Source organism: Rheinheimera faecalis (genome assembly GCF_021290965.1).
In the GTDB taxonomy this organism is placed as follows: domain Bacteria; phylum Pseudomonadota; class Gammaproteobacteria; order Enterobacterales; family Alteromonadaceae; genus Pararheinheimera; species Pararheinheimera faecalis.
Genome location: NZ_JAJOYT010000010.1, coordinates 126,560 through 142,260, shown reverse-complemented (window position 1 = coordinate 142,260; position 15,701 = coordinate 126,560). Strand labels below are relative to the sequence as shown.

Here is a 15,701-nt window from a genome sequence, read left to right as displayed (position 1 = left end):
TTTGGATATATCAGTCCAGCCGCTGACTTTCCAGCAGGATAGTGCTTAACAGCTCATTCCGATCCTCTTTGGATAACTGCTGGTCCAGCACCTGTAAACTCTCAGCAGAGCCCATCATGGCGGCTAGCGGTGAGCGTAAGTCGTGCGACACAGAAGACAATAAAGCCGAACGCAATTGTTCCATTTCAGCTTTTAGTTTTGAGCTCTCCAGTTCCGTATTCAGACTAATGCGCTGCCAGACACTGACTGCCTGCTGGCTTAACGTCGCTATTAAATCTCTGTCGTCCGGCCTTAGTACCTGCACAGTGGCGGGAAACTGCAGCACTATGACGGCAATAGTTTTACCTTGCACAACCAATGGCAAAGCTGTCCACTGGCTGGCATTAAGGGTATCGCTAAAACGACCTGCCATTTGCTGATGTCGTCTGGACCAATCAATCATCGCCTGATCCAAGGTCAGCAACGGCTGATTTAGCGCAGGTAGAAGCTGTTGCTCTGAATCAAAACTAACCAGATGCACAGGACAGCGCAGCGCCTGAGTCAGCTGAGCAGCCAAAATAGTCCAGAGTTCATCGGTTTGGTGGATCACTGTCAGCTGCTGAGCAAAATCCCGTTGTAATTCTGAGTATCTGTTGGCTTCTTTCAGTAGCAATAATTGCTGCCGGATACGAGAAGCAGCCGGGCCGCAGGTCATACCTATCACCAGCATAAAAATCAGCGTGGCGACATCATCGTTTTTATTCACATTAAAGGTGAAATAAGGCTCGGTCAGGAAAAAGTTAAAGCTGAAAAACGACAACAAAGCGGTAAAAATAGCGGGGCGGGCGCCGTATTTCAGACCACAAAGCACCACAGCCAACACAAAAATTAATACCAGATTGCCACTTTGCAGCCATTGGTCCAAAGCCAATGCCAAAGCACTGGCGGCTGCGGTAAAAAGCACACCAAAAGCATAACCGGCTTTCTGGCCAAAGGTGCCTGAAGCGGGCGCTGACACTCTGGCTTGTTGGGTCGATTCGCCAGAGCGATAGACTGAAACTTCCAGTGGTAAACCGCTATTAATCAGTTGTTGGTACAAGGGTTTACGCCATGGCTGCATTACACGTTTTGTACCAGCACCAACCAGCACAGCGTTAATACGATGTTCTGTGATATAAGGTAAAATGGTCTGTAAAGTAGAAGGGCCACGTAAAATATCGGTCTGAGCGCCAAGTTCACGCGCCAGAGCAAAAGCCGACTGCAATCGTTGTTGTGTCGACTGATACTGCATCTGCCCCGTGTCGACCCAGACCACCACCCAAGGCATCTGACGTTTTTCGGCAACCCGGCGACCAATGCGGATCAGGTATTCATGGTCGCGGCGATTGGAGATCAGCACCAGCAATTTATCCTGGATCAGATAATCACTGCCACGGGCTTTGGCGTCCTGCTCCGTTTTTAACTGCGCATCCACATGGCTCATCACCAGCTTCATCGCCATTTCACGCAGCGCTGTTAAAGTTTCCAGCTGGAAAAACTGTTTCACCGCCAAAGCGGCATAATCAGCGACATAGACTTTGCCTTGCTGTAAACGCTCCAGCAGGTGATTGGGCGCTAAATCAACAAAAACTAATTGCTGTGCGCTGTCGATAAACTGATCAGGCACTGTTTCTTTCACCCGAATGCCACTGATTTGCAGCACTAAATCGTTCAGACTGGCGATATGCTGCACATTGATCGTGGTGTAGACATCTATGCCAGCGGCCAATAACTCAGCGATATCCTGATAACGCCTTTTATGCCGGCTGCCCGGAATATTACTGTGCGCCAGTTCGTCCACCAGCAACAGGGCTGGCTTAGCGGCTAACGCAGCATCTAAATCAAATTCGGTTAACTGTTGGCCCTGATAATCCAACTGACGCCGTGGTAACAACTCAAAGCCTTGCAGCAACGCTTCTGTGTCGGCGCGGCCATGAGTTTCCACCAGCCCCACCATCACTACTGTGCCTTGTTGCATGCGCTCGCGGGCAGCATTGAGCATGGCGCAGGTTTTACCTACACCAGGCGCAGCACCTAAAAAGATCTTTAGCTGGCCACCCTGCTGCTGTTGCAGGTTTTTTAACAGCGCATCAGCTTGTTGTCTGCGGGAGTCTGTTACCACGGATTCTTTCCTTTAGAAGTTTTTGCCGACGCTGATAAGCACACGATTATCACAAAGTTCGCTGCACGCCGCACTGCTGACGGACGTTCCTGCATAACCCACAGACCAATTCAGACCCAGCTGGGTGGTGTTTAGCCTGACACCCCAGTCGGTGTAGCCAGAACCATCTTCGCTTGCTGAAGCTAAAAAGTTTTTAAATTCCAATGCATTAGCAAACTTATTGTAGCCCAGATGCCATTGCAGCTGCAGCTGCTCTGTGAGTTGCTGATTCCAGTCCGCGCTTAAATACCAGAATTTACCCACACCGGCGCCAAAATAATCGTCGGTCAGTGCCAGCCCAAAAGTCCAGTCCTGATAAATCAACTTGCCGTAGCCTTCGATAAAGTTAAATTGATCGGTGCTGTTATCGCCCTTAGGGTAACGGTATTGCATCAGGCCCAGATCCACTGTCCAGTCCGGGGCTACAGCAAAGCTGCGGCCAGCAGAAATATCCAGCTCCATGCTGCCTTGACCAAATTTAATATTGGAACCCCAGGCACTGGCATACCAACCCGATTCGGTGGCCAACGTCAGGCTACCCTGCAACGCAGGACCTTCATCGGTTTGTGAAATACCGCGGTATAAATAATCTGAAATCAACAGCACAGAGCCCGTACTATTAACTGTTTCAGCCTGAAGCGGGCTGACGAATAACAGGCCTGAACTCAGAATGGCCGCACTAGCTACACGAACAGTCGATACTAGATAACGCATAATAGGTCCTGTTTATTTCGTTGGAAATTGCTGATCTAAAGCCAGATTAAGCAACAGCACATTCACTCGTGGCTGGCCAAAAATGCCCCACTGTGGCGCTTCAGTTTGTTGTTCCACTAATTTACTCAGCATATCTGCAGGGATGCTGCGTGCAGCGGCCACCCGCTTTAACTGCAAAGCTGCAGCTTCAGGCGAAATATGTGGGTCGACACCAGAGCCAGAGCTTGCCAGCAAGTCAACCGGCAGTTCAGTGGCAGAGAGCTGATAACGTTCTGTCAGTATTGCGCTTTCTGTCGCTACTCTGTCGCGCAAAGCAGGGTTTGAAGGTGCTAAGTTACTGCCACCAGTCGACATAGGGTCGGTATTGACGCTGCTTGGACGGCCATGGAAATATATATCGCCACTAAAAGGCTGGGCTACTAAAACCGAACCTACAGCTTTGCCGTCGACCAGTACCAAAGAGCCTGTAGCTTGCTGTGGAAATAACATTCCGCCTAAACCTGTGACAGTGGCGCTATAGACCAGACCACAAGTCACCAGCATCACAGCAGCTAAACCCAAAGCCGGACGCCAGATGGTGTGGTGTGACGAAAGGGCGGTGTCAGAACCAGCTCGGGAAACTCCAGAACGAGAAATTGAAGTAGTGTTCATAGTTAAAACATCCAGTTCAGTAAAACATCAATCAATTTGATCGCGGCAAAAGGCAATAGCACACCACCTAAACCGAAGATCAACATATTGTTGCGTAACAGTTTTTCAGCACTAATAGCACGGATTTTTACGCCTTTGAGTGCCAGCGGAATTAAGGCCGGAATAATCAGCGCATTAAATATCAGCGCAGATAACACCGCCATTTTTGGATCCGGCAGCTGCATAAAATTCAGAGCAGCAATACCAGGCATAGCGGCCGCAAAAACGGCTGGCACTATGACAAAGTACTTAGCGACATCATTGGCTAAAGAGAAGGTGGTTAAAGCGCCACGGGTGATCAGCAACTGTTTGCCTACTTCCACCACGGCCAGCAGCTTAGTTGGGTCTGAATCCAGATCCACCATATTGCCCGCCTCTTTGGCGGCCTGAGTACCGGAGTTCATGGCTAAGCCGACGTCGGCCTGAGCTAAAGCGGGCGCATCGTTGGTACCGTCACCAACCATAGCCACTAAGCGACCTAAAGCCTGCTCGCGACGAATAAGCGCCAGCTTGTCTTCAGGCCGGGCTTCAGCCACAAAGTCATCCACACCAGCAGCAGCGGCGATAGCACCAGCCGTAATAGGGTTATCTCCCGTGACCATAATGGTGCGTACACCTAAAGCACGCAGCTCGGCAAAACGTTGTGCTACACCAGGTTTAATCACATCAGATAACTGGATCACACCCAAAATACGTTGCTGATTAGCAACCACTAAAGGCGTTGCACCTTGTTGCGCCACCTTGGTGACTATAGGGTCCAGATTGTTGGGTACAGCCAGACCACGGCTTTGCGCCCATTTCTTTACCGCATCAGCAGCGCCTTTCACCCAATGTTCACCGTTATCCAGTTGCACACCTGATAAGCGGGTTTGAGCGCTGAATGGAATAAACTGAGCATTGTCTGGCAGAGTTTCAGCCGCAGCACCTTGCTCCTGCGCCAGACGCACCACAGACTTACCTTCAGGCGTTGGGTCTTGCACTGAGCAAAGCACAGCCCCCTTTACCAGTTCAGATTGAGCCACACCTGGCAGCGCAAAAAACGCAGTCGCCTGGCGGTCACCAAAAGTGATGGTGCCGGTTTTATCCAGTAATAAGGTATCGATATCGCCTGCGACTTCAACAGCTTTACCTGACTTGGCAATCACATTTGCGGCCAAAGCGCGGTTCATACCGGCAATACCTATGGCAGGCAATAAACCGGCAATAGTGGTTGGAATTAAACAGACCACCAGCGCTATCAGCATCAACAGGTCGAGTTCGATCCCAACAAAAGCGGCCATTGCTGGCAAGGTCGCTACAGCTATTAAGAACACTAAGGTCAAGGCAGCTAACAGCACTGTCAGCGCCAGCTCGTTGGGTGTTTTTTGTCTGTTGGTGCCTTCCACCAGGCTGATCATTTTATCAAGGAAACTATGACCAGCTTCTGCCGTCACCATCACAGTAATAGTACCGTTTAATACCTTGGTACCGGCTATGACACCTGAGTGATCGGTGCCAGCTTCACGCAGCACTGGCGCTGATTCGCCCGTTAAGGCCGATTCATTGATAGTGGCAACACCCACTACAATTTCACCATCTGCTGGTACAAACTGGCCAGCTTCAACCAGCACTTTGTCACCGGCTTTGAGCTGACTGGCGGATACTGCTATAGGTTCTTCGGATTCACGCAGCAACTGAGCTGTTAAATCTCGACGGGTGGCTTTTAAGCTGGCAGCCTGACCACGGCCACGGGCTTCGGCTATAGCTTCAGCAAAGTTAGCAAACCATAAGGTGAAAAACAGGATCAGACTGCTGGCCAGTTCAAAGCCATAGTCCAAGCTTTTGATTACACTGTTGGCTGTCATACCCAGCGCCAGCACTGTACCCACCCATACCACCAGCATCACAGGGCTTTTAATCGCCAGTTGTGGCTGTAGTTTTACAAAAGCCTGTACGCTGGCCTGAGCTAAGGCATTACTCATTTTAAATCACCTGCAATAGAAGTTAATTCCAGTGCTTCGCCAATTGGACCCAGCACCATCGAAGGTAAAAAGGACAGGAAATTCAGGATTAAAATCACTGTGACCAAAGTGACACCAAAGGTCAGGTTATGCAGAGGTAAGGTACCGTTGCTGACCGGGATCTGACGTTTTTTCGCCAATAAACCTGCAATCAACAGTGGGATCACCAGCGGTAAATAACGGCCCAGTAATAGCACTATCACACAGCTGATATTCCACCACGGCGTGTTATCACCTAAGCCTTCAAAACCGGAACCGTTGTTGGCAAAAGCTGAAGTGTATTCATAAAACACCTGGGCAATACCGTGCAAACCAGGGTTACTGTTGCCGGTAATAGCAGGGATAGCCACTGTGATAGCGGTAAAAGTTAAAATCACAGCACTAGGTAACACCAGTAATACACCCAGCCAACTGATTTCAGTTTTTTCCAGCTTACGGCCAAAGATTTCAGGCGTGCGGCCTATCATCAGACCGGCAATAAACACCGCTATCCAGACGTAGACAATAAAGTTCACGAAACCACAACCAATACCACCCCAGATAGCATTGATCAGCATGCCAGAACGGGTGACCAAACCAGCAACCGGATTTAGCGAATCGTGCATTGCATTGACTGAACCATTGGAGGTTTGAGTGGTAAGAGTTGCCCAGAGTGCAGATAAGTCGGTGCCAAAACGCACTTCCTTGCCTTCCATATTGCCCGCCTGCTCTGCTAAGCCACTAAAAGCAGCATTCGGCTGTTGTTCGCTGTAAATGGCTGCACCTACACAAAACAGACTTAAAAAGCCCATTACAGCCAAAGACATTCTGGCAAAACCACGTTGACGTAACAGACCACCGGCCATAAAAACGATAGCAATAGGGATCAGCACCAGCGCTATGGTTTCAATGGCATTGGCAACAGGAGTTGGGTTTTCCAGCGGGTTAGAACTGTTAGGGCCATACCAGCCACCACCATTGGTACCCAGTTGTTTAATAGCGACCATAGCGGCAACAGGGCCTAATGGGATTTTCTGCTCTGTAAGGCTCTGACCTTGTTCAACTACTGGTACTGTTGGGCTAGCTTGATAGGTAGAAGGCACACCCTGACTGGCTAATAACAGTGCCACCACAGCGGCTAAAGGCAACATCAAACGCAGCACGGCACGTACTGTGTCCTGATAGTAGTTACCTAAATCACGTTCTTCGCCTTCTGCTGCGTCCTTAGCGTTACGACCGCCCATCAAACCACGCAATACCGCCAGACAAACCGCCAAACCCATAGCTGGAGTGACAAACTGCAAAGTGACAATAACAAAACCCTGGCTTAAATAACTCAGTTGAGCCTGACCAGAATAGTGTTGCTGGTTGGTATTAGTTAAAAAGGACACTGCGGTATGCAGCGCTAAATCCCAACTTAATGGCCCAATGCCATCCGGGTTCATCGGCAATAGATGCTGAAACATCAACAACAAAAAGGCGATCACACCCAGCACCAGGTTACTGATTAAAAAAGCTATGCCATAACTTTTCCAGTTCATGCCTTCACTGGCCTTTACGCCCAGAATTTTAAAGATCCCGTTTTCAACAGGACCAAACACCTTGTCACTCCAATGCTTTTGACCGGAGAAAATCCCGGTCATATAAGCGCCCAAAGGCCATGCCAACAGCAAAGCCAAAGCTAAAATCAACATAACGTCCATCAATGGCTCCTCAGAACTTTTCCGGTGCCAACATGGCGTAAATCAACAAAGCGCTTAAGGCGCCAATCAACATCAATAACAACCAGCCCATCTCGGCATCCTCAGTGGTATAAATCCGCTGCAAAGCTTAGAAGCCAGAGGCGTAAAGTCTCCAGATGGATAAAAAGGAAGGGCGTAAAGAGATCGTAAAGATTGGGTTTGCTTGATATTCAACAAGACCAAACCGCGAGTTGTAGAGCTATGCAAGAGCATGGCACACTGAGGAAAAGTAAATCAGGGACAGACGATGGCAGAACATACAAAGTTAAATTTTGATTGGTCAAAAGCAGTGTGCTGGCCTACGGGTGAAACGCCGCAAATCATTAAAAATGATGGCTATACACCGACAGTAGGCATGTTAAAACGAGCAGAGGAATTACCTGTCGACCAGTTGGGACGGTCAGATATAGCGAGATTTCTTACTGGCTTAGCCGACCAAAAGAAAAATGGTTATGTGCTAAACCTGAACTGCCCTTGGGGCACGGGAAAAACCTGGTTTTTAAAACGCTGGTATTTAACGCTAAAAAGCCAACACCCTGTGGTTTATATAGACGCCTGGAAATATGACCACAACGACAGTCCTTTGCTGATTATTCTAAAACAGATCATTAACGAGCTTGAAAAACAATCGCCTCAAGCCACTCAAGGTTTTGCTCAAAAGATTAAGTCATCAAAACTTTTTGCAACGCTGAAAGTGTTAGGACCTGAATTTATCAAAGTCGCTCTGCGTGTTGACACTGAACAGCTAATGGAAAAAGCAGAGCTGGCTTTTGAAAAATCTCATATTGACGATTTGGCATCAAAAGCGACTACTTTACTGCTTGATAACATTGATAAAGAAACGCAAGCCGTTGAAGAGCTAAAAGAGGCCATGGCGACCTTGCTGGATGGCATAGTGGGAAGCACAGCTAAACCTAAACTCATTTATCCATTATTTATTTTTGTTGATGAATTAGACCGTTGCCGCCCAACATTTGCCATTGAAATGTTGGAGGCAATCAAACATGTATTTGGTATTCCTCAGATATTCTTTGTAATTGCCACCGACTCAGAACAACTGCAGCATTCGATTAATGCCGTTTATGGTGAAAAATTTGGTAGCTATAACTACTTAAAACGCTTTTTTGATGCCAGTTTTCAGTTATCTATACCAACAGCACAAAACTTTATTTTAGCGCAACCAGAATTTAGAACTGTATTTGATGCTTACAACTCTGATGATGATATTTACTGTAAGGCAGACGAGTCAGGTTATGCGGCAATTGTTGCGGATCTCGCGCACGATTTGTCATTCGACTTGAGAACCATAAAACAATGGTTATCCCGACTTGAAATCACACTTAAGCTTTCCGATGCGGAAAGTAAGAAACTTCCATTTATGCCAATCCTTCTAGCCTCTGCCATCCAAGCAAAAGATGCAATGGCCTACAGAAGCATAAGCAAGAGTAAGCTAGATGACGACTTGCTGGGGTCGCAATTAAATGAGCTGTTTGTAGGGTTCGCAAAATCAAGGACTATAAATCTTTCACCCAAGCAGGATATTTTTAAAAGAGCAGAAGGCTGGAATGATTCACTCACACAAAGTCACCGCTTAATTTTTAAGGACTTGGCTCGTCAAACACTTAAGCTTTCAATAAAGAAAACGGATATCAAGAAACTCCAGCACGAAGGTCAGAACTTTGCGAACTGGGAAAAAATCCAAGGCATTCACTACACACAATTCTTTGATGATAAGAAAACTCTGCTAGAAAAAATTGACACTATGCTGGAGCTTGCGGGCAAATTTAATTTGGAGGAAGGCTGAATAAGTAACCCCTCCCAGGGAGCTGATCTGACGGGTAGCTGGAGGGGTGTTGTTGCAGCTTAGTATAGCGGCAGTCAATTTATCAGCCAAGCACGAAAAACCACTCCTCACTCCCAACTCACATTACTATGCCCAGCAACCGCCTTTTGCAGTAGTTCCATTAACGGCAAAGCGCGATGATGCAGACTAACTGAGGAGTCCGGGCTATGGCCGGTTTTGGCCATAATGCTTTCTTCGGGCCAGTACTGCATTTTTTCCTGCAGGCTGGCCAAATGTTTAGCTACATCTTCAGCATACAAAGCACCTGGCACTTTGCCGCTGTGCCCCATCATATGCAGCAGCTGCACTGCGACCTGACCAAATAAAGTGACAGGGGCTGAATCTTTGGAATGGAAAGTCACTAACATAAGCTAACTCCTGACTGCGGCAACCTGACTTAAGTATATGCAACGACGTAGAAATTGCCTGTACATAAAGGCTGCTACTCCCAGCTGACGCCTTTTTGCTCCCTCACGGCCGCCTGCATTAATTGAATAAGTGGCAAGGCTCTGTTACGAAGCGGGATGGCTGCCGGATTGTCTCCCTGCAGATCGGCAGAGGCTGGTATTTGTTCTGTGGATTGTAACGCCAAACCCTGTTGCAGTTGGGCCAAAGCCGTTGCTACATCTTCGGCATACAAGGCGCCGGGAGCTTTAGGCTGGCGGCCCATCAGCTCTAACAACTGCAAAGCGACATGACCAAACATCTGTACTGGCGCGCTGGCGGTGGATTTAAATGTAATTAACATAACAATCTGATCTTCCGGAGAAATGAAGGTTCAGCATGCGCTGTTCAGCCACAAACTACAAGCAAATGCCGCAGAGCTAAACTGAGCCTATACAAAAGCCCCGTACCTCTTTAGAATTCAGTAAAATCTGCAAATTTTTACATAAGCTAACGATCTGGTTACAAGGATGATGTATGACAGTGTTGCCGCGTTTTTTGTCTGGTCTGTTTTTTGTTTTTTCTCTACTACTTTTATCTGCCTGTGGTGGTTCCAATAAAACTGAAGACGCTACTGCTGTGACAGTAGGCGCCAGCACGGCAAGTCTGGATATTGGTTTTCCAGAGCGTTTTACTACTATTTCGGCCACTGTCAGAGACGCTGACGGCGAACTGTTGCGTAATGCAACAGTGCAATTCAGCACTAGTTTAGGCAGCTTTAGTGCGACAGAAGTAGTGACCCAAACAACAGCTGAAACTGGCCGTGGTGGTTCTAACGATGCAGGCAATGGCGTGGCTGCAGTGCGTTTGTATCCAGGCCAAAGTGCCGGCACAGCCACTGTGACTGTTTATGTAAATGGAGTACAGACCACTACCACTGTCACTATCGCTGGTACTGCTGTGGAACCTGAACGACCAGTGCCTGCCAGTATCAGCATTGCCGCCAGTGAACGCGCCATTTATGTTGCTGGTGTAGGCCAAATGGAAAGCAGCACTATTACAGTGCGTTTACTGACATCTACTGGGGGCGCTGCACAGGATGCTCCAGCTGGCATAAATAATGTGCGGGTTAGTTTTGTTACCCAGCCTAATGGTGGTGAGTTGTTGCTGGGAACTCAGGCTTCTGGTCAGTTGGTGCAAAACACTAAAACTCTGGATGTAGCCACTTCAAATGGCGTTGCTACTTTAACCCTGAACTCAGGCCAGTTACCCGGAGTGGTAGAACTAACAGCTGAAGCTTTGGACAACACAGGAGCCAGTTATAGCCCTGCGATCCAGACAACAGCTTCGATACTGAGTATAGCCTCAGGTCCGGCTCACTCTATTGTATTCAGTTATCCTATCGAAGCCGGTATTCAGAATATGGGCAATGGCACCTACAGACGTGAGGGTGGTTTGCTGGTCACCGACAGATACGGCAACCCTGTGGCTGACGGTACTGTGATTAATCTGGGTGCGATCGACAGTGTCTTGTTATCTAACCGAGCTCCGCAAATTAACTACGGTTTTGGCAGTAGCATCATTGATGGCAATGCCTCTACTGCGGCTAATTCGACAGTCTTTACCGACCAAAGCAACTCCTTATTCCAAAGTGCGGTAATCACCCGTAACAACACCAACCGCTTTATCGAAGCCCAGGACAGGGTGTTGATTTTTAACGCCCAGGCTGAAGATAAAAGTCGTTTTGTCGCCGCCTTACCTAATCAGGCAAACAGTGTGACAGTGAATAAAAACTATCTGAATACAGAAACTAAGCTGGAGTACCTGATTGGAGCTTCACTTTTAGGTATGCAGGTTGCTGGTGTTGATCCTGCGAAAGAAGGTCTGGTTAGTGGTCAAGCTGTTACGCAAGACGGTGCAGCCAGCTTCTACCTGACTTATCCGGCTAATCAGGACACTATTTTAACCAGTTGTATTTCTTCCGGCATAGACACCCGCCATTCGCCTCAAGGCTCAGCTCAGGTCTTTGTTGTGGCAGAAGCCAGTGGCAGCAGTGCTACCACTATTGATGACAGAGCCTGTTTTTCCTATATAAGTCCGGCAGTTATCACATCAGGTATCACCAATATAAGTGGGGACACTATTCTAAGTTTAGAAATAAAAGACCAGGGTCTGGTGCGGTTACCTTTCCTTAACTTTGAAGCTGGAATTAATTACGATCAAGGCAATACCGGAAACCTGCAGGTGTCAGTTGGCAATTGCTTGGCTACAGGCAGCTTAAGAACAGATTTATATGGTCAATGTGAGCTACAAATCACCACCACCGGTGGTACTTCCGGAGACCTAGCCACTGTCACTTTAGGAGTTACAGATGGCACGCCTTTAGCTATAACAGTCACAGTACCTTAAGCTTTCAAATCCAGCGGTAAACTAATCACCGCCTGAAAACCACAGACTATACCTGAAGCTGCATAAAGGTTATGCAGCTTCATTTCTCCGTTACAACTTTCCACAGCTCTTTTGGCAATACTTAAGCCTAAGCCGACACCGTCCTTTTTGCTTTGACCACGAAAAAAGGGCGTAAAAAGTTTGGCTAAATCAGCATGAGCTACACCTGGGCCCTGATCGGAAATACAGATTTGTACTTGCTGCGCTTGCTGCTGTAACTCAACTGTCACCACTGTGTTTGCCGGAGTAAATTTGATGGCATTGCGGATCAGGTTTTCCAGCGCACGGTAGAGTAAATCAGGGTCAGCCAGCACACGCACTTTTGCATCTGCTTTTACCAGAAGTTGTTTTTGCTGAGACAGCGCCTCAAGCCGACCGTCTTCAGCGACGGACTCCAATAACTCCAACAGATCCACTTGCTGCAACTTCACTGCGGCTGCACCACTTTCCAAACGTGAATAAGTCAGAATTTCTTCCACCAAAGCATTGAGTTTCTGGGTTTCTGCTTCAACTTTATCCAACACCATAGCGCTTTCAGACGGTGTTTGCCGCGCCAGACCCACCAGTATTTGTAAACGGGCTAAGGGTGAGCGGAATTCGTGAGAGACATCATGTAATAAACGGCGCTGACCACTGATAGCTTGCTCGACACTTTTGGCCATGTCGTTAAAACTGCGGGCTACAGCACCAAACTCATCGCGCCGCCCTGTGACTTTAGGACCGAGTTGAGTCAGCCAGTGATCGGACGCCAGTGACTGCAAAGCTCGTTTTAATTGCCTTACCGGTGAAGCAAAATACCAGGCCAGCCACAAACTGACAGATAAGCTGGTGACCAGAATAGCAGCCAGTAAGAATGCCGGATGAAACCAGACCGGTGGCATAGCCATGGTGGCTCTTACCGCTATGCCACGCATTTCTGGAGGTGGACCTTTGTCACCAAAACCAGTGGGGCCAAAAGGCTGCACAGCCTCACCAGGAGGAGGACCATGGGGTCTTGCAGCTTGTGGATGTTGAACATCAATACGTTGTGCAGGCATGGATGCAGTCGCTATCAAGCCTCTGCCACTTCGCAGCCAGTCCAGTAAAAACTCGTGACGTGGTACCGCCAATAAAAACCAGCTTTGGCCAGATTTATCCTGCACCTTGTATTCAGGTTGGTCTTTCAGTAATTGTGCCCAGTCACCCGGCACATCTCGCTGTAAATAATCTTCACCCTGGTTATTCAGCAGCAGAATCTTGTCGCGGGACATAGGATCTTGTTCCCAGCGCTGCAATACATCGCCGAGCAACTTTATACCACCAGAGTCCATCATCAGTTGAGCTGAACCTAACACCAATCTGAGCTGCGGGCCTATCCAGACAGGTTTGGACTCATCGTCCGCAGAGCGACTGACTTCGTTGACAGCCCAGACTAAAGTGCCGGCCAGAATCAACGCGCCCCAAAAGGCTAATAAGAACTTCCAGAACACCTGACCCATAATGGATACCCAAATTAATTGAAGTTGCAGGGAAGCGACAAGTGTGCGAGTCCCCAGGAGCATAGTAAACCTATGTGACTGGGGCTAGACCACGCAGTCAACAAAGCTGCGGCTTCAAGTAGGAAGGTTATCACTCCGTTGCATCAGCTGATAACCCTTGCCACGAACAGCTTCAATCCAGGCTTGTTGATCTGCTCTTTTGCCAAGCTTTTGACGGATATTGCTGATATGCACATCCAGACTGCGGTCATATTGAGTTAAGGTTTTGCCTAAAGCCTGTAGCGATAATTCTGCTTTGCTGACCAATCGGCCTGCCTGACAGGCCAGCACCCAGAGCACACTGAATTCAGCCCCTGTCAGTTGAATTTGTTGGCCATTAACCCAGGCCTTACGTGAGCCGGGCTCGAGCGTTAAAGGCCCAACTTTGACTTCGGTGGGTTCGTCTTGCTGCTGTTGCACACGGCGTAAAATAGCCCGGATACGCGCCACTAATTCGCGGGGTAAACAAGGTTTGGCGACATAGTCGTCTGCACCAAGTTCCAAACCCAGTACTTTATCTATGTCGTCACCTTTAGCTGTGAGCATAATGACCGGAACTTTAGAGTGCTGACGAATTTGCCGTAACAGCGATATGCCATCTAAACCCGGCATCATCACATCCAGCACCAAGAGTTCGTAATGACTGGAAATGGCTTGCCGTAAGCCTAACTGACTATCATTGGCTACCTGCACCACAAAACCCTCGCGTTGTAAGTAAGTACTTAACATCGAGGTGAGTTCCTGGTCATCATCAATCAGCAATAAAGGGTTCAAGGGCTGGTACTCCGGATTCAATAGTCCGCAGTTTAACCTTAAGCTGCTCAGTAATAGAGCAGCTTTACATTTCTATACACAGCCCTTTGCTTACACTGCGGTTTTTAGTCTAATCCGTAACAAATAGCTGGAGGCTGTAATGTATAAATACTGGCGGTCCAGACTTAAAGCTGCATTAGCCGCTGCAACTCCGGTTTGAATAGTACCCAGATGTTCGCCTTTGGCATTAAACACCAGCACACCACCAGGGCCTGTCGCCAGCAAATGGCCTGAAGCTAGTACTTTTAAGCCATCAGGCAAGCCGGCTTTACTGCCAACCCAGGCTGTCGCATCAAAAAATAGCTGACCTTCGCCTACAGTGCCATCTGCAGATAGAGGATACTTCCACCACTGCGCCGCTTTTGGATCTGAGTTAGCAACATACAACCACTTTTCATCCGGTGATAAAGCCAAACCATTTGGGCGGGTCAGTTGATCGGTAACCAGTGTGACATCGCTACCTTTGAGCCAATACACACCATTAAAAGCCAGCTGCTTTTGTTTGGAGTCATCCGCATCTTTTAAACCATAAGGCGGATCGGTAAATAAATAGCTGCCATTGCTGTGCTGCACCAGATCATTAGGACTATTAAATAACTTGCCCTGATAGCTGGTCGTCAGGCTTTGATACTCCGGGCCTTTTGCACTGACTGACTTCAGTACAGCTAAACGCCGGTCGCCATGCTGCGCCAACACTAACTGATTGTTCTGGTTGAAAATCAAACCATTGGAACCTTCTTTAATGGAAGGCTCGTCAACAAAACCTGTATGGCCAGAAGGGCTTAGATACAAAGTTAAACCGTCTTTTGCATTCCAGCGCCAGATTTTATTTTCCGGTACATCGGAAAACAAAATATCGCCGGTTTTAGGTTCAGCCACAGGACCTTCAGCCCAGCGAAAACCTTCAGCCAGTATCTCCAGCTGAGCGTCTGCAGCAATCACCTGACTAAGCTCAGGTTTTAATTGCTGTACCGGATTGGCCGGAATAGGGGATGGATTGGCAAAAGCCAGAGAAGAGGTTAAAAAAAGCAGCGCTGTACTATGTCGCATCCTTGTCACCTTTGTTCTATTGGAATGACCTCAATGTAGCATTGTTAGCGCAACCAAAGCACTGCCTGCGCCTGATAAACTTAAATTTCAGCTTTATTTTTTTTCAGACATGGTGCTGGCATCGCCGAAAATATGCTCCGGCCATCGCCACAAGCGAAGGCGTGATATCGGCGAAATGCCAAACTGTTGGCATTTCGAAAGACCGCCATCACCCTGCATTTTCGGCATACCGTCCTTCCATGGACATCGCCGAAAATATGCTCCTGCATTTTCGGCATACCGTCCTTCCATGGACATAAAAAAACCGCAGAATCATCTGCGGTTTCTTCAAACACTCGCCTT

The 15,701-nt window shown here is 48.1% G+C and carries 13 protein-coding genes; 2 read left to right on the top strand and 11 right to left on the bottom strand.

Going from position 1 to position 15,701, the window contains the following annotated elements:
- Positions 1-10 precede the first annotated feature (10 nt).
- From LSG34_RS16030 to LSG34_RS16005, 6 genes are read right to left on the bottom strand one after another with little or no spacing between them, the layout of a single operon-like run.
- Positions 11-2,140 (bottom strand): DUF4118 domain-containing protein, encoded by a 2,130-nt coding sequence (locus LSG34_RS16030; RefSeq protein WP_233010115.1) that lies wholly within the window; start codon positions 2,138-2,140, stop codon positions 11-13.
- A 12-nt stretch (positions 2,141-2,152) separates the two neighbouring features.
- Positions 2,153-2,893, bottom strand: a complete 741-nt coding sequence (locus LSG34_RS16025) for a TorF family putative porin (RefSeq protein WP_233010114.1) — start codon at positions 2,891-2,893, stop codon at positions 2,153-2,155.
- Between the two features lie 12 nt (positions 2,894-2,905).
- Positions 2,906-3,544, bottom strand: a complete 639-nt coding sequence (kdpC, locus tag LSG34_RS16020; protein WP_233010113.1) for a potassium-transporting ATPase subunit KdpC — start codon at positions 3,542-3,544, stop codon at positions 2,906-2,908.
- Positions 3,545-3,546: 2 nt separating this feature from the next.
- Positions 3,547-5,544 (bottom strand): potassium-transporting ATPase subunit KdpB, encoded by a 1,998-nt coding sequence (gene kdpB / locus LSG34_RS16015; RefSeq protein WP_233010112.1) that lies wholly within the window; start codon positions 5,542-5,544, stop codon positions 3,547-3,549.
- Positions 5,541-7,265 carry a potassium-transporting ATPase subunit KdpA gene (gene kdpA / locus LSG34_RS16010; RefSeq protein WP_233010111.1) on the bottom strand — a complete coding sequence of 575 codons (1,725 nt, stop codon included), beginning with the start codon at positions 7,263-7,265 and terminating at the stop codon, positions 5,541-5,543. The genes kdpB and kdpA overlap by 4 nt, the downstream gene beginning before the upstream one ends.
- A 10-nt stretch (positions 7,266-7,275) precedes the next feature.
- Complete coding sequence (locus LSG34_RS16005) at positions 7,276-7,389, bottom strand: potassium-transporting ATPase subunit F (protein ID WP_233010110.1); 114 nt, start codon at positions 7,387-7,389, stop codon at positions 7,276-7,278.
- A gap of 162 nt (positions 7,390-7,551) precedes the next feature.
- Between LSG34_RS16005 and LSG34_RS16000 the strand changes: the two genes are divergently transcribed.
- The gene (locus tag LSG34_RS16000) at positions 7,552-9,108 is read left to right on the top strand and encodes a KAP family P-loop NTPase fold protein (RefSeq protein WP_233010109.1); all 1,557 of its coding nucleotides are present in this window, start codon (positions 7,552-7,554) and stop codon (positions 9,106-9,108) included.
- A 107-nt stretch (positions 9,109-9,215) separates the two neighbouring features.
- Here the strand turns inward: LSG34_RS16000 and LSG34_RS15995 are convergent, their stop codons facing one another.
- Together LSG34_RS15995 and LSG34_RS15990 are read right to left on the bottom strand one after the other, a co-directional pair.
- A complete protein-coding gene (locus tag LSG34_RS15995) occupies positions 9,216-9,515 on the bottom strand; it encodes a DUF1840 domain-containing protein (protein ID WP_233010108.1) in 300 nt (99 codons plus the stop codon).
- Positions 9,516-9,589: 74 nt separating this feature from the next.
- Positions 9,590-9,895 carry a DUF1840 domain-containing protein gene (locus tag LSG34_RS15990; protein WP_233010107.1) on the bottom strand — a complete coding sequence of 102 codons (306 nt, stop codon included), beginning with the start codon at positions 9,893-9,895 and terminating at the stop codon, positions 9,590-9,592.
- A gap of 173 nt (positions 9,896-10,068) precedes the next feature.
- Between LSG34_RS15990 and LSG34_RS15985 the strand changes: the two genes are divergently transcribed.
- Entirely contained in the window at positions 10,069-11,940 is a 1,872-nt protein-coding gene (locus tag LSG34_RS15985; protein ID WP_233010106.1) for an Ig-like domain-containing protein, read from the top strand.
- Here the strand turns inward: LSG34_RS15985 and LSG34_RS15980 are convergent.
- The 3 genes from LSG34_RS15980 to LSG34_RS15970 form a co-directional block, all read right to left on the bottom strand.
- On the bottom strand, positions 11,937-13,457 hold the full coding sequence (locus LSG34_RS15980) for a sensor histidine kinase (RefSeq protein WP_233010105.1): 1,521 nt from the start codon (positions 13,455-13,457) through the stop codon (positions 11,937-11,939). The two genes, LSG34_RS15985 and LSG34_RS15980, sit on opposite strands and share 4 nt — an antisense overlap.
- Before the next feature lie 114 nt (positions 13,458-13,571).
- Positions 13,572-14,270, bottom strand: a complete 699-nt coding sequence (locus LSG34_RS15975) for a response regulator transcription factor (protein ID WP_233010104.1) — start codon at positions 14,268-14,270, stop codon at positions 13,572-13,574.
- A 90-nt stretch (positions 14,271-14,360) separates the two neighbouring features.
- A complete protein-coding gene (locus tag LSG34_RS15970) occupies positions 14,361-15,359 on the bottom strand; it encodes an SMP-30/gluconolactonase/LRE family protein (RefSeq protein ID WP_233010103.1) in 999 nt (332 codons plus the stop codon).
- Positions 15,360-15,701: the final 342 nt, after the last annotated feature.

Coding starts and splice junctions, on each gene's coding strand:
- kdpC (WP_233010113.1), bottom strand. CDS start 3,544: ATGAACACTACTTCAATTTCTCGTTCTGGAGTTTCCCGAGCTGGTTCT.
- kdpB (WP_233010112.1), bottom strand. CDS start 5,544: ATGAGTAATGCCTTAGCTCAGGCCAGCGTACAGGCTTTTGTAAAACTA.
- LSG34_RS15970 (WP_233010103.1), bottom strand. CDS start 15,359: ATGCGACATAGTACAGCGCTGCTTTTTTTAACCTCTTCTCTGGCTTTT.
- kdpA (WP_233010111.1), bottom strand. CDS start 7,265: ATGGACGTTATGTTGATTTTAGCTTTGGCTTTGCTGTTGGCATGGCCT.
- LSG34_RS15990 (WP_233010107.1), bottom strand. CDS start 9,895: ATGTTAATTACATTTAAATCCACCGCCAGCGCGCCAGTACAGATGTTT.
- LSG34_RS16000 (WP_233010109.1), top strand. CDS start 7,552: ATGGCAGAACATACAAAGTTAAATTTTGATTGGTCAAAAGCAGTGTGC.
- LSG34_RS16025 (WP_233010114.1), bottom strand. CDS start 2,893: ATGCGTTATCTAGTATCGACTGTTCGTGTAGCTAGTGCGGCCATTCTG.
- LSG34_RS15995 (WP_233010108.1), bottom strand. CDS start 9,515: ATGTTAGTGACTTTCCATTCCAAAGATTCAGCCCCTGTCACTTTATTT.
- LSG34_RS15980 (WP_233010105.1), bottom strand. CDS start 13,457: ATGGGTCAGGTGTTCTGGAAGTTCTTATTAGCCTTTTGGGGCGCGTTG.
- LSG34_RS15985 (WP_233010106.1), top strand. CDS start 10,069: ATGACAGTGTTGCCGCGTTTTTTGTCTGGTCTGTTTTTTGTTTTTTCT.